Source organism: Streptomyces sp. RK9 (genome assembly GCF_045070545.1).
Lineage (GTDB): Bacteria > Actinomycetota > Actinomycetes > Streptomycetales > Streptomycetaceae > Streptomyces > Streptomyces alboflavus.
Map to the genome: position 1 here is coordinate 1,310,990 of NZ_CP173704.1, position 13,132 is coordinate 1,324,121.

Annotated in this window: 11 protein-coding genes and 1 pseudogene; 5 read left to right on the forward strand and 7 right to left on the reverse strand. The window is 73.1% G+C overall.

The genetic code is table 11. The features are described 5' to 3' along the window. Positions 1 to 102 precede the first annotated feature (102 nt). Entirely contained in the window at positions 103 to 1,386 is a 1,284-nt protein-coding gene (locus AB6L24_RS26035; protein ID WP_380842583.1) for an adenylosuccinate synthase, read from the forward strand. On the opposite strand, the gene AB6L24_RS26040 is transcribed toward AB6L24_RS26035, so the two are convergent. The 5 genes from AB6L24_RS26040 to AB6L24_RS26060 form a co-directional block, all read right to left on the reverse strand. Further along, entirely contained in the window at positions 1,383 to 2,984 is a 1,602-nt protein-coding gene (locus tag AB6L24_RS26040) for a substrate-binding domain-containing protein (protein ID WP_405659026.1), read from the reverse strand. The two genes, AB6L24_RS26035 and AB6L24_RS26040, sit on opposite strands and share 4 nt — an antisense overlap. 173 nt (positions 2,985 to 3,157) lie before the next feature. Next, positions 3,158 to 5,098, reverse strand: coding sequence for a serine/threonine-protein kinase (locus AB6L24_RS26045; protein ID WP_405663333.1), 1,941 nt, complete (start codon positions 5,096 to 5,098; stop codon positions 3,158 to 3,160). A gap of 127 nt (positions 5,099 to 5,225) precedes the next feature. Next, positions 5,226 to 5,732 carry a flavodoxin family protein gene (locus AB6L24_RS26050; RefSeq protein ID WP_405659028.1) on the reverse strand — a complete coding sequence of 169 codons (507 nt, stop codon included), beginning with the start codon at positions 5,730 to 5,732 and terminating at the stop codon, positions 5,226 to 5,228. Positions 5,733 to 5,890: 158 nt separating this feature from the next. Continuing rightward, positions 5,891 to 6,325, reverse strand: a complete 435-nt coding sequence (locus AB6L24_RS26055) for a MarR family winged helix-turn-helix transcriptional regulator (RefSeq protein ID WP_405663334.1) — start codon at positions 6,323 to 6,325, stop codon at positions 5,891 to 5,893. Positions 6,326 to 6,459: 134 nt separating this feature from the next. After that, positions 6,460 to 7,056, reverse strand: coding sequence for a DJ-1/PfpI family protein (locus tag AB6L24_RS26060; protein ID WP_405659030.1), 597 nt, complete (start codon positions 7,054 to 7,056; stop codon positions 6,460 to 6,462). A gap of 177 nt (positions 7,057 to 7,233) precedes the next feature. On the opposite strand from AB6L24_RS26060, the gene AB6L24_RS26065 reads away from it, so the two are divergent. Both AB6L24_RS26065 and AB6L24_RS26070 read left to right on the forward strand, forming a co-directional pair. Continuing rightward, on the forward strand, positions 7,234 to 7,851 hold the full coding sequence (locus tag AB6L24_RS26065) for a DUF4956 domain-containing protein (protein WP_051811654.1): 618 nt from the start codon (positions 7,234 to 7,236) through the stop codon (positions 7,849 to 7,851). Continuing rightward, positions 7,848 to 8,645 carry a VTC domain-containing protein gene (locus AB6L24_RS26070; RefSeq protein WP_405659032.1) on the forward strand — a complete coding sequence of 266 codons (798 nt, stop codon included), beginning with the start codon at positions 7,848 to 7,850 and terminating at the stop codon, positions 8,643 to 8,645. Before AB6L24_RS26065 ends, AB6L24_RS26070 begins: the two co-directional genes overlap by 4 nt. Here the strand turns inward: AB6L24_RS26070 and AB6L24_RS26075 are convergent. Continuing rightward, a complete protein-coding gene (locus tag AB6L24_RS26075; RefSeq protein WP_405659034.1) occupies positions 8,593 to 9,957 on the reverse strand; it encodes a sensor histidine kinase in 1,365 nt (454 codons plus the stop codon). The two genes, AB6L24_RS26070 and AB6L24_RS26075, sit on opposite strands and share 53 nt — an antisense overlap. Positions 9,958 to 10,124: 167 nt before the next feature. Then, positions 10,125 to 10,814 (reverse strand): annotated as a pseudogene (locus AB6L24_RS26080) (response regulator transcription factor); the annotation flags it as partial. A gap of 163 nt (positions 10,815 to 10,977) precedes the next feature. Between AB6L24_RS26080 and AB6L24_RS26085 the strand changes: the two are divergent. Together AB6L24_RS26085 and AB6L24_RS26090 are read left to right on the forward strand one after the other, a co-directional pair. Next, positions 10,978 to 11,412, forward strand: a complete 435-nt coding sequence (locus AB6L24_RS26085) for a hypothetical protein (RefSeq protein WP_405659036.1) — start codon at positions 10,978 to 10,980, stop codon at positions 11,410 to 11,412. A 322-nt stretch (positions 11,413 to 11,734) separates the two neighbouring features. Next, a complete protein-coding gene (locus AB6L24_RS26090; protein WP_380842562.1) occupies positions 11,735 to 13,093 on the forward strand; it encodes an aspartate aminotransferase family protein in 1,359 nt (452 codons plus the stop codon). Positions 13,094 to 13,132: the final 39 nt, after the last annotated feature.

Sequence of the window (13,132 nt, forward strand, 5' to 3'; positions counted from 1 at the left end):
GTCTATTCCGGGGCAACCAAGGCACACCCACATCGACGGCCGACGGCCTGTCGCTGTGGCCCCTGACCTTGGACATGCCCCGCCCGGAAGGGGTGTACGCCTGTGCCCGCACTCGTGCTGCTCGGTGCTCAGTGGGGTGACGAAGGCAAGGGAAAGGCCACCGACCTGCTCGGTGGCTCCGTGGACTATGTAGTGCGTTACCAGGGCGGCAACAACGCCGGCCACACGGTTGTCGTAGGCGACCAGAAGTACGCGCTGCATCTCCTCCCTTCCGGGATCCTCTCGCCGGACTGTGTCCCGGTCATCGGCAACGGAGTCGTCGTCGACCCGTCGGTCCTGCTCTCCGAGCTGAGCGGTCTGAACGAGCGCGGCGTCGACACGTCGAAGCTGCTGATCAGCGGTAACGCGCACATCATCACGCCGTACAACGTGACGGTCGACAAGGTCGGTGAGCGCTTCCTCGGCAAGCGGAAGATCGGTACGACCGGGCGCGGCATCGGCCCGACGTACGCCGACAAGATCAACCGCACCGGCATCCGCGTCCAGGACCTCTACGACGAGTCGATCCTGAAGCAGAAGGTCGAAGCGGCCCTGGAGCAGAAGAACCAGCTCCTGACGAAGGTGTTCAACCGCCGCGCCATCGAGGCCGAGCAGATCGTCGACCAGCTCCTGGAGCACGGCGAGAACATCAAGCAGTACGTCGCCGACACCACGCTGATCCTCAACAACGCGCTCGACGAGGACAAGGTCGTCCTGTTCGAGGGCGGCCAGGGCACGCTCCTGGACGTGGACCACGGCACGTACCCCTTCGTCACCTCGTCGAACCCGACCGCGGGCGGCGCCTGCACGGGCACCGGCGTGGGCCCGACGAAGATCAGCCGGGTCATCGGCATCCTGAAGGCGTACACCACGCGTGTCGGCGCGGGCCCGTTCCCGACCGAGCTGTTCGACAAGGACGGCGAGGCGCTGCGCACCATCGGCGGCGAGCGCGGTGTCACCACCGGACGCGACCGCCGCTGCGGCTGGTTCGACGCCCCGATCGCCCGCTACGCGACCCGCGTGAACGGCCTGACGGACTTCTTCCTCACCAAGCTGGACGTCCTCACCGGCTGGGAGCAGATCCCGGTCTGCGTCGCGTACGAGATCGACGGCAAGCGCGTCGAGGAACTCCCGTACAACCAGACGGACTTCCACCACGCGAAGCCGATCTACGAGACGCTGCCGGGCTGGTCCGAGGACATCACCAAGGCCCAGACCTTCTCCGACCTGCCGAAGAACGCGCAGGGCTATGTGAAGGCCCTGGAGGAGATGTCCGGCGCCCCGATCTCCGCGATCGGCGTGGGCCCGGGCCGCACCGAGACGATCGAGATCAACTCGTTCATCTAGCGGTCCGCTCGTTCGTCGAGGGGTCGACCCGCGCGCCTGGTCCGGGAGTCCGGCTCGTCCGGAAGCTCGGAGCAGGCGCGCAGGCCCTCGGGTGTCGCGCACGGCAGATGACCATGGGTGCGGATCACGTCCTGGCCGCTGCCGCGCGCGTACGCGAGGAAGCCGGACGCGAGCGAGTCGGCGGGCGGCTGTCCGTAGGTGTAGGCGTACTCGATCTCGCGGTACGGGTAGCCGTCGCTTCCCGCGAGGTCGTCCGTGGAGGGCTCCGTGCCGTCCAGGGACAGCCGGTGCAGGCCCTTCAGGCTCGTGGCGGCGCGCAGCTCGCTGTAGCCGAGGGCGCCGGGGATGCGGCCGACGGCGTCGATGACCTGCTCGGTGGAGTCGAGTTCGCAGCGGATCACGGGTGCGCGGGCGTCGTCCTTGCGCACGCAGTCGTTGGACGACGCCTTGATCTCGAAGTCGCCGCCGAGCAGGCGGCGTTGCAGGGTGTCGCGGGTGCCGGAGCTGGACCCGCGGCTGACGAGGACGACCTCCTGGTCGGGCCCGCCGAGCTGCTCCCAGTTCTTGATCTCGCCGCGGTAGAGCCGCCGCACGTCCTTCAGGGACAGATTCCGCAGCCGTACGCCGTCGTTGACGACCAGCGCGTACGCCGAGACCGCCACGCGGTGCTCGACCAGCCGCGGATAGCCGTCCGACTTGGGCCCGTCGGACAGGGCGATCAGGGGCGGCGACTTCTTCGCCGACTTCGCCGACTCGGCGCCCTCCGCGTCGAGTTCGCGTATCCCCGCCGTGCTGCCGTGCGCGTTGACGCTGATGTCGGCGCCCGGGCAGTCGTCCTCGTACTTCTCCTTCAGCTCCTCGGCGACGGGCCGGAACGCGGTGGACCCCACGACGGTCAGCCGGCCCGTGGCGCACTCGATCGGCGTCGGGTCGTCCTCGCCCACCAGGATCATCGCGGCGAGCGTGACCACGGACGCGGTGAGCAGGGCGGTCAGGATCTTCGCGGGGCGGCTGAACAGGGGTGGCTTGTCGTCGGGCGTGGTGGACCTGTTGGGCTTCACCTCGCCCGCCTGGATGCCGCCGGACACGGTGATCTCGCAGCCGACGGCGCCGCCGGTGAGCAGGACGAGGAGCTTGTAGTGCTGGCCGCGGTTCAGCGGGACGCGCGGGATGTGCAGCGTCGAGCCGTCGTACCGCAGGCCCGCCGCCGGGGTGAAGTGCTCCATCAGGTGGTCGGCGCCCGCCTGCGCGGTGACGGCGAGGCCGCGCACGGTCCGCCCGGTGAACACGGCGGTCAGGCCGTGCAGGGCCCGCCCGGTGTAGTCGGCGTCGCTGATGGACTGTGAGCCGTCGTTCTCCACCCGCAGCAGCACCAGCGTGGCGTCGGACATCTCCGGCGTCTCGTCGAAGAGCCCGAGGCGCGCGTTCGCCCCGCCCGTGCGGACGTTGTCGCCTATGGCGGTGTCCATCTGCACGCGGTAGCCGATGCGCTTGCGCCGCGGCACCCGGCGCTCGTACCAGATGGCACCCAGCGTGGCGAGGAGCCCGAGCGCGGCGGTCAGAACAGCGACGACATTCTCGGGGCTCAACCAGTCCACGCCCGCACGCTACGGAGGCGCCCCCGGAGCGGGGAACGCCCGGGCGGGGGACTTCGCCCTTCCGCCGCCGGACGTTCGCCGCCGGTTCAACTGACCTGCCGTGCGGGCGGGTTGCCCTGACCGCCGGTCGTGTTCGCCGCTGCCGCCTGCCGTGCGGCCGGTCGTCGTCGCTGTCAGCTGCCCTTGGTGTACGTCAGGGCGCGGGTGCCGTCGGTGTTGACGCGGTGCAGTTCGCCGCTCGGCAGGATCGTGACGACGGTCGGCTTGCCGGGGTCGCAGGCCGGGGGGCCGCCGACGGTGACCCGCGTCGGGCCGATGGTCAGCCGGTCCTCGCTCGCGGACCTCAACTCGCCCTGGAACACGCAGTGGTAGGTGCCGCCGCCCTCCAGCGGCCCGTCGGCCGTCATGGACAGGATGGTGTCGCCCTGCTCGCCCTGCTGGATGGTCAGCCGACGGGTGCTGACCCCGGCGTCGCCGCTGAGCGTGCCGTTCCAGGTCCCGATGAACTTGTCCGGCACCGTCTTGTCCGAGACGGCGGACGTGGACGGCGAGGGGGAAGGCCCTGAGTCGGACTCCGACGGCGAGCCGGGCGTCTTTGGCGCACTGCTCTGCCGGTTCTTCCCGTCGCCTCCGCCCCGCGCCTTCGGGTCCCCGTCGTCGCCCTTCATCGTCGCGTACACGGTGCCGCCCGCGCCGAGGGCGACGATCAGCGCCACGGCGACGAGCAGCGCGGTGGAACGCCCGCTGCGCCGCTGCGGCTCCCCGGCGGGGAGGCCGTACGGGGGCGTGGGGCCGTAGGGCGGGGTGGCGCCGTACGGGGGCTGCTGCGGGTGCGGATAGCCGTAGCCGGGGGACTGGTGGGGGTAGGCGTACGCGGGGGAGTGGGTGGGCGTGGGCCCGGGGGTCGGCGTGTGTCCGGGGGTCGGCGTCGGCGCGGCCGTCGGGGCCGGGGGCAGGCCGCTGACCATGGTGGGGAGGTGGTTGACGGGGGCGTGGCCGGGGGTGCCGGGTGGGGGTGGGGTGTCGGGGCCGGACGGGTCGCCCGGGGGTGTGGCGGGCGGGGTGCCGGGGCCGGGGGCGCCTTGGGCGGAGGGCGCGGCCGCACCTGCCGCAGCCGCTCCCGCAGCCCCGGACTTGGACTCACCGGACTTGGACTCACCGGACCCGGTCGCGCCCCCGGCTGCCGCCGCCCCCTCGGGCTCCTCGATCTCCAGCAACTGCACGGCGTGCCGCCCGAGTTGGGCGACGAGGGCCCCGGGGAGCCAGGGCTCCAGGGACTTGCCCTCGGAGAGGGTGTCCTCGGCACCGGTCCGGGCGAGTATCTCGTCCAGGGAAGGCCGGTCCCCCGGGGCCTTGGAGAGACAGTGCCCCACAAGATCACGCAGGGACTCGGGCAGGGCCTCCAGGTCGGGCTCTTCCTGCGCGATGCGGAACATCAGCGCGTGCACGCCGCTGTTGGCGGTGCCGAAGGGCAGCGCTCCGGTGGCCGCGTAGGCGAGGACGGACCCGAGGCAGAAGATGTCGCAGGCCTCGGTGACGCGGTCGCCGCGCACCTGCTCGGGAGCCATGAACCCGGGCGACCCGACGAGCGCGCCGGTGCGGGTGAGGCCTCCGTCGGTGACGGTCTCCAGGGCGCGGGCGATGCCGAAGTCGATGACGCGGGGCCCGTCGATGGTGACGAGGACGTTGGAGGGCTTCAGGTCGCGGTGGATGAGCCCGGCCGCGTGGATGTCCTTGAGGGCGTTGGCGAGCCCGGCGGCGAGGATGTTCACGGACCGCTCGGGCAGCGGCCCGTGGTCGTGCGAGACGACGGCCTGCAGCGAGGGCCCGGCGACGTATCCCGTGGCGACCCACGGGATGTCGGCCTCCGTGTCCGCGTCGAGAACCGGCGCGGTCCACGCCCCGCCGACCCGCCGAGCGGCCCCCACCTCCTGCCGGAACCGCCCGCGGAACTCGTCCTGCGCGGCCAGCTCCTCCCGCACCAGCTTGACCGCGACGGTGCGCCCGCGGTCCGAGCGCGCCAGATACACCTGCCCCATGCCGCCCGCGCCGAGCCGCGCGAGCAGCCGGTAGGCACCGATCCGCTGCGGATCCCCGGGGCCGAGTTTCTCCATGGCCATCGGCGCCGTCCTCCCCCTGGTTTTCAGCCACCGCGGTGCGGCGACCTCGCGTACATCGCCGTGCGACAGACCGAGGAGTCTACGCACCGTCCGTACGGTCCATGGGACGCCCCCGAGTCCTCTATAAGCCCACTACATGGGCGCCTTTTCCGCAGTCGGTCGACGGAATCTGTGACACATCCGTGAGACTGCGGGCGAACGCCCGCGCCGCCGCCGCATCCCCGGAGTTCGGCCGCTGCTTGTTGATCCCGCCGACGAGCCTGAACGGGGCCCAGGTGTCGAGCGCCCGGCACGTGAAGCGCCCGTCCACCTCGTATCCCTTGCCTTCGAGGATCTTGACCAGAGGGCGGGTGTACGGCGCCACCGGCAGTTCGGGGAGCCCGCTGGTGGCGAACACGAACGCCCGGCCCCGCCCGGTGGGAAGCGCCTTGACGAAGTCGGTCAGGCGCGAGTGGAGTCTGCCGTAGAACACGCCGGAGCCGAATCCCACCAGGTCGGCCGCGGCCAGCTCCGCCGGGTCGGCCTCCTCCGGGGAGACGACCTTCGCGCCCAGGACCTGGGCCATGCTGTCGGCGATACGACGTGTATTGCCGTGCGACACGGACGCGCACACGATGACGGTCTTCATCCTCACGATCCCTTCTCTCGCCTTCCGCACTGAGACACGGGAGCGGCATCCGACGTGACACCAGCTGGGCGTGACGACCGCCACACCGCAGGTGCGCGAGCGCGTCCTCGCCCCGCCCCGGGGGGCGCTGACGCCGCTGTCCGACGCCTCCGCCCTGTCTAGGGCGTGACGTCCGCCTCCAGCCCCGCGAGGACCTCGGAGAGGCGTTCCAGCACATCGGCTGTGCGCGCGAACCCGTCGGCGCCGAGTGCTTCCTTGAGGCGGGTGGCGAGGTCCGCGTGGGCGGGCTGGATGCGGTGGACGGCGGCGCGGCCCTCGTCCGTGGGGCGCAGCAGTTTGGCGCGGCGGTGGGCCGGGTTGGGGGTGTACTCGGCGAGGCCCTGTCGCACCAGGAGGTCGGCCACGCGCTGCACGCTCTGGCGGGTGATGCCCATGGTGCGGGCGATCCCGGCGACGGGCTGCGGTTCGCGCAGGACCGCGCCGAGCACCTGCCACCAGGCGGCCGTCAGTCCGGCCGGGCGGGCCATCTCCTCGGAGACGGTGAGGAACTGGCCGTTGAGCCGGAAGACGCCGAGGGCGGTGCGGGTCAGCAGGTCCTGCTCGGGGCGGGCGAGGACCCCGTCGCCGACGGTGACGTTGACGACCTGCGACCCGTCTCCGCCAGTCGGCTCCCCGTCCCCGCCGGCCGGCTCCCCGTTCCCGAGCCGGCCGGCCTGCTTCTCGCTGCTCATGACTCGAGTGTCTCGTACGCCGTCGGGTCCGAGTCGTGGAAGAGGCGGTACCACGCGTCCAGCTTCTCGCCCTCGAAGGCGCCCATCCGCTTGAGCACCTCGCGGGCGAACGCGACCGGCTCCGTCGGGCCCGCCGTGATCAGGTCGCCGTCGGTGACGGCGTCCGACTCGACGTAGTGGTCCGCGCCCTTGTAGCCCGTCGCGTCCAGGTACATCGACACCGCGCTGGTGTGCGCCCGGTCGTCGAGGAGCCCCTCTCTGGCGAGCCCCGCCGTGGCCCCGCAGATCGCGGCCACGGGCACGCCCGCGGCCAGGAACGTGCGGGCCGCGCGGGCGAACGGGGCCAGCGAGTCGCCGGTGTCCCACAGGTCGCCGCCCGGCAGGATCAGCAGCTCGCTGTCCTCGGGCCGCAGCTCGTCGAGGGTCAGATCGGGCTGCACGCGGACCCCGCCGACCGTGGTGACGGGCTCGCGGGTGGCGGCGACGGTGCGGATCGTGTGGCCCGCGCGGGCGAGGTAGGCGGTGGCGTAGCCCGTCTCCCAGTCGGCGAGGGCGTCGTAGACGGCGAGGTGAACGACAGCGGTGGTGCTCATGGTGACCTCCACTCGGTGGCTGATGTAAGGATGCTGTCATCTCGACAGTGTGCTGTCAATGGTGGGGGTGGTCCGGGGTGGGCAGTCCGCGGTGGATCGACCCGCGGTGGATCGACCCGCGAGGGATTAACCCCCGTCGGCGGTCCCCTTAACCCCCGCCTCCCTAGCGTCCGGCCCATGGACATCCCGACCCTCTCCGCGCACCTCGGCCTCGACCTCGTGGCCGTCTCGCTCCTGACCTTCGCCGTGTTCTGCCCACGGCACCGCAGGCGCGAGCTCGTCCCCGCCTACCTCGCCCTGAACGTCGCCCTGTTCGCGGTCGTCGCGGCGCTGTCGGAGGCGTCCGGCGGGGGCGGGCTCGCGCTCGGGTTCGGGCTCTTCGGCGTCCTGTCGATCGTCCGGCTCCGCTCCGACTCCGTACGCCACCAGGAGGTCGCGTACTACTTCACGACCCTCGTCCTCGGCCTTCTCTGCGGCCTGCCCGGGCTCTCCCTGCCACTGGCCGCAGGTCTCTCCGGCGTGCTGCTCCTGGTGATGTACGTCGGCGACCACCCGCGCCTGTACGCCCGCGACCGCCGCGCCCTGGTCACCCTCGACGCCGTGTACCGGCACGAGGACGCCCTCCGCGCCGAGCTGGCCCGGCGCCTCGGCGAACCGCTCGGCTGGACCGTCCAGGAGGTCGACTACGTACGCGACCTCATGGTGCTGGAAGTCCGCTTCCGCCAGCCGGAACCTATGGCCCACGATGGGGAGTTCGTACGAGTGACCCCGCCGTACGCCAAGGAGGCCGCGTGAAACCCGCCGTACGTGCCCTGAGCCGTGCCGCACTCGCCGCGCACCCCGTCTCGCTCGACGAGCTGAACGTCCGCGCGGAGCTCCTCGCCCGCTACGACCACAGCTATCTCGTCCCCGTCGACATCTTCGAGGACTTCGCGGCGCTGCTCACCGACCCGCGCCGCGCGGGCGGCCCGTTCCGCGCCCTCAGCATCGGCGGCCGCCGCTCGTTCGGCTACCTCTCCACGTACTACGACACCCCCGCCCTGCGCACGTACCACGACCACCGCCAGGGCCGCAGGCTGCGCTACCGCGTCCGCGAGCGGGTCTACCAGGACAGCGGGGAGCGGCAGTTCGAGATCAAGCTGAAGACCGGGCGCGGCGAGACCGTCAAGCACCGGCAGCGGATGGAGGGCGCCGACCACGCCCTCGACGCCACCCGGCGGGGCTTCCTCGCCGGGGTGCTGAGGGGTTCGTACGGCATCGAGGCCCCGCACGGACTCACCGCCTCCCTCGTCACGGACTACCGCCGCGCCACCTTCGTCGCCGACGGCCAGCGCGTGACCTGCGACGCGGCGCTCGTGGTGCGGGACGTGGCCACGGGCCGCACCGCCGCCGCCGACAGCGGCCTCGTCCTCGTCGAGACCAAGACCCGCGGCCGCCTCACCGAGGCCGACCGCGTCCTGCACCGCTACGGCCTGCGCGCCGCCGAGTTCACCAAGTACTGCGGAGGCTTCGCTGCCGTCCGCCCCGACCTCGGCGTCAACCGCTGGGCGCGGGCGGTCCGGACGGTGTTCCCGCGAGCGGGAAGCTGAGGGTCACCCGGGTCGGCCCGCTCGCGATCACGAACCCGCCCCCCGCGTCCTCGGCGGTCCGCCGCGCGATGTCGAGCCCGAGCCCGGTCGACCCGCCCCCACTCGCCCCACGCGCGGCGGCCTCCTCGTAACCATCGGGAAACCCGGGCCCCTCGTCCGCGACGGTGACCCGGGCGTGCCCGTCCCCCGTGACCTCGACGGCGATCCGGAAGGCGGTGCCGTGGGGGGTGTGGTCGAGAACGTTCCCGATGAGAGCGTCCAGGGCGGCGGAGAGTTCGTCCGGGGGGACGGGGACGAGCGCGGGGCCGGAGGCTTCGTCCCCGCCGCGTACCGGTACGTCCACCAGAAGCCCCCGGCTCTGGTCCTCGGCCAACGGCGCCCAGAACGCCGCACGTTCACGCGCGACGGCAGCGAGGTCGGCACACGCCTCCCCGCGCAGGGGCAGCCGGGCCCGCCGGATCACGTCGTCCACGCTGCGCTCCAGCGCGGCGACGTCCTCGGCGATCCGCCGGGCCTCCCCGGAGTCCCGCAGCGACTCGGCGTCGAGGCGCAGCGCGGCGACCGGGGTCCGCAGCCGGTGCGCGAGGTCGGCCGCGTTCTCGCGGGCGTTCTCCCGCTCGGCCCGGAGCAGTTCGTCGATGCGCCCGGCAAGCCGGTTCAACTCCCCGGCGACAAGCCGCAGTTCCGGTGGACCGTCCGGCACGGCCCGAGCCGTGAGATCCCCGGCGGCGAGCCGGTCCGCGGTCCGGGCGAGCCCCCGCGTGGCCCCCACGAGCCGCGCCCCGAGCCGGTCGGCGAGCAGCAGCCCGAGCAGCACGAGCCCCACCCCGATCCCGGCGAGGACGAGCCAGGACGTGAGCGTACCGGCGTACAACTGCCGCTCGGTGAGCGTGACCTGGACGACGGCGGTGCCGTCGGCGGCCCCGTGCACGGGCACCAGGACCTGACGTCCGCCGCCCGCGGGCTCGTAGGTGAAGGCCCGCCCGGTCCGGGCGAGCCGCACGGCGTCGGTGACGGCGGCGCCGCCGGAGCGGTGTCCGGGCCCGACGACGGTCCCGTCCCCGAGGACGAGCGACGTACGGGGCAGCCCGTCCCCGTTGACCCCGGCGACGGTCTGCTCGGCGGTCGGCCGCTCCCCGGCCGAGGCGAGCGCGGGCCCGATCGCATGAGCCACCCACTGCGCCCGGGCGGTGGCCTCGGCGGTGGCGCGGTCGGCGGCGTGGCTGCGGGTGAGGAGGGTGAGGGGGACGAGCAGGGCGGTGAGGACGAGGGCGGTGGTGGCGGCGGTGAGCAGGAGGAGGCGGCGCCGCATCAGAGGGGGCCGTTCGGGGCGGGTCCGTCCGGCGCGGGTCCGTCCGGCGCGGGGCTGTCCGAGGACGGCCTGTCCGGGGCGGACGCATCCGGTGCGGGCCCGTCCGCCGTGGGCCCATTCGGCGCGGACTCGTCCGACGCGCACCCACCCGCCGCGGGCACGTCCGGCGCGGACTCGTCCGGCGCGCTGAGCTTGACGCCGACCGTGCGCACCGTGTGCAGGTAGCGCGGCGCGAGCGCCGTCTCGCCCAACTTGCGCCGCAGCCACGACAGATGGACGTCCACCGTCTTGTCGGCGCCGCCGAGCGGCTGGTGCCAGACCTCGGCGAGGAGTTCGCGTCGGGAGACGACCTGGCCCGCGCGGCGCGCGAGATGGGCGAGCAGGTCGAACTCGCGGGGCGTGAGGTCGACCGGCTCCCCGTCAAGTCGCACCTCGCGGGCGGCGACGTCGACGCTGAGCCCGCCGACCCGCAGCGGCTCCGCGCCCTCCGCACCGGCGCCGAGCCGCCGAAGGACCGCCTTCACCCGGGCCTCCAACTGCGCGGCGCCGAACGGCTTCACGATGTAGTCGTCGGCCCCGGCGCCGAGGACGGACACCATCTCCGGCTCCTCGTCGCGGGCGGTCGCCACGATGACGGGTACGTCGCTGACCGCCCGCAGCATCCGGAGGACCTGGGCGCCGTCCACGTCGGGCAGTCCGAGGTCGAGGACGACGAGGTCGGGCCGGTGGGTCACGGCCGCGTCGAGCCCCGCCATGCCGGTGGGCGCGGTCGCGACGGCGTGGCCCTTGTCGCGCAGGGCACGCACGAGGGCGCCGCGCAGCTGGGGGTCGTCCTCGACGACGAGCAGGTGGGCCATGCGGCCACCGTAACCAGGGGTTCACCGGGAATCGGGCGCCGATTCACGCCGGTTCGCGTTCCCTGGGGCGACCTTAACCGGGCTTTTAACCGGACGTTAGGGAACGGTGGGGGAGGGTGTGGGGGTGGGCAAGTGGTGGAGTGCCGCGGGTACGGCGGCGTGGGTGGCGGTGGGTACGGCTGCGGGGGCGCTGGGGGCTTGGCAGTTGGCCAGCGCGGATGCCGGCGGGGCCGCCCACAGCAGGCCCCTGGACGAGGGTGCCGTGCGGCGGGCCTTGGCGGCCACGCCGCACTCCCCGTCGGCCTCGCCCTCGCGCCCGGCCGAGCCGACGGAACGGGCCGTCGAACGGTCGACGGTCCGCTTCACGGGCGGTACGGCGACGGTGGAGTGCCGCCCCGACGGCACCGTCTACCTCCTCTCCTGGAGCCCGGCCGACGGCTACCACATAGACGACGACGTCACCCGCGGCCCGTCCCCCACGGCCCACCTCGAAGCCGAGGCCAACGACGACGACGCACACCCCGACCTGACCTACGAAATCCACTGCACCCGGTCCGTCCCCCACGCCCGAGCCGTCCCCGAACCGGACGACGACTGACCCACCCCTCCTACCCCCGCCCCGCTGTGGCGTCCCAGGCCGTGACGGCTTCCCGCTGGGGGCAGCTGGGCCGCCAGGGGCGACGGGGGTCCCCCACGCTGTGGGCAGCTGGGCCGCCCAGAGGGCGGAACGGGTGGGCACAGCCCCAGTCCGACGGCACCGTCACGACGGGGGAGGGGCACGCCCCAGTCCGACGGCACCGTGACGACGGGGGGGCAAGCCCCGGAAGGCGCCCCCGCCCGACAAAGTGTCGCGTTCCCCGGCAGCCGCCAGACAGGACGCCCATGTCCCGTCCACGAAGTGGACATCTACCCTCGGCCCCATGACCCCTCAGCCAAACCCGCAGCTCGGCGCAGCCGTGTCCGCCGCGGACCGCGCCCACGTGTTCCACTCCTGGTCCGCCCAGGACCTCATCACCCCGCTCGCCGTGGCCGGCGCGGAAGGCTCGTACTTCTGGGACTACGAGGGCAACCGGTACCTCGACTTCACCAGCGGACTCGTCTACACGAACATCGGCTACCAGCACCCGAAGGTCGTCGCCGCGATCCAGGAGCAGGCCGCGACGATGACGACGTTCGCGCCCGCCTTCGCCCTGGAGGCCCGCAGCGAGGCCGCCCGCCTCATCGCGGAGCGCACCCCCGGCGACCTGGACAAGATCTTCTTCACCAACGGCGGCGCCGAGGCCGTGGAGAACGCCACCCGCATGGCCCGTCTGCACACGGGCCGCCCGAAGGTGCTCTCCGCGTACCGCTCGTACCACGGCGCCACCGCCGCCGCGATCAACCTCACCGGTGACCCGCGCCGCTGGCCGTCCGACAACGGCTCCGCGGGCGTGGTCCGCTTCTGGGCGCCGTTCCTCTACCGCTCGCCGTTCCACTCCGAGAACGAGGCCCAGGAGTGCGAGCGGGCCCTTCAGCACCTCGAGGACACCATCGCCTTCGAGGGTCCCGCGACGATCGCCGCGATCATCCTGGAGACCGTCCCCGGCACCGCCGGGATCATGCCGCCGCCGCCCGGCTACCTCGCGGGCGTCCGCGAGCTGTGCGACCGGTACGGGATCGTGCTGGTCCTCGACGAGGTCATGGCGGGCTTCGGGCGTACGGGCAAGTGGTTCGCCGTCGACCACTACGAGGGTGTCGTCCCCGACCTGCTGACCTTCGCCAAGGGCGTGAACTCCGGGTACGTGCCGCTCGGCGGTGTCGCCATCTCCGGCGCGATCGCCGAGACCTTCGCCAAGCGGCCCTACCCGGGTGGGCTCACCTACTCCGGGCACCCGCTGGCCTGCGCGGCCGCCGTCGCCACGATCAACGTCATGGCGGACGAGGGCGTCGTCGAGCACGCCGCCCGGATGGGCGAGGACGTCATCGGGCCCGGGCTCCGGGAGCTGGCCGAGCGGCACCCGAGCGTGGGCGAGGTGCGGGGGCTCGGGATGTTCTGGGCCCTTGAGCTGGTACGGGACCGGGAGACCCGGGAGCCGCTGGTGCCCTACAACCCCGCCGGGGACGCCAACGCCCCCATGGCCGCGTTCGCCGCCGCCGCGAAGGCGCAGGGGCTCTGGCCGTTCGTGAACATGAACCGTACGCACGTGGTGCCGCCGTGCAACATCTCGGAGCCCGACGCGAAGGCTGGCCTCGCGGCCTTGGACGCGGCCCTGGACGCCGCCGACGCCCACGTGGCCTGACGCGGCGACCGGGGGTGGGTGGGGTGAGCGTGTGGGCTC

Bases quoted from the DNA above. Each gene is read 5' to 3' on its own strand.
- AB6L24_RS26045 (WP_405663333.1), bottom strand. From the start codon at position 5,098: ATGGAGAAACTCGGCCCCGGGGATCCGCAGCGGATCGGTGCCTACCGG.
- AB6L24_RS26050 (WP_405659028.1), bottom strand. From the start codon at position 5,732: ATGAAGACCGTCATCGTGTGCGCGTCCGTGTCGCACGGCAATACACGT.
- AB6L24_RS26060 (WP_405659030.1), bottom strand. From the start codon at position 7,056: ATGAGCACCACCGCTGTCGTTCACCTCGCCGTCTACGACGCCCTCGCC.
- AB6L24_RS26065 (WP_051811654.1), top strand. From the start codon at position 7,234: ATGGACATCCCGACCCTCTCCGCGCACCTCGGCCTCGACCTCGTGGCC.
- AB6L24_RS26075 (WP_405659034.1), bottom strand. From the start codon at position 9,957: ATGCGGCGCCGCCTCCTCCTGCTCACCGCCGCCACCACCGCCCTCGTC.
- AB6L24_RS26090 (WP_380842562.1), top strand. From the start codon at position 11,735: ATGACCCCTCAGCCAAACCCGCAGCTCGGCGCAGCCGTGTCCGCCGCG.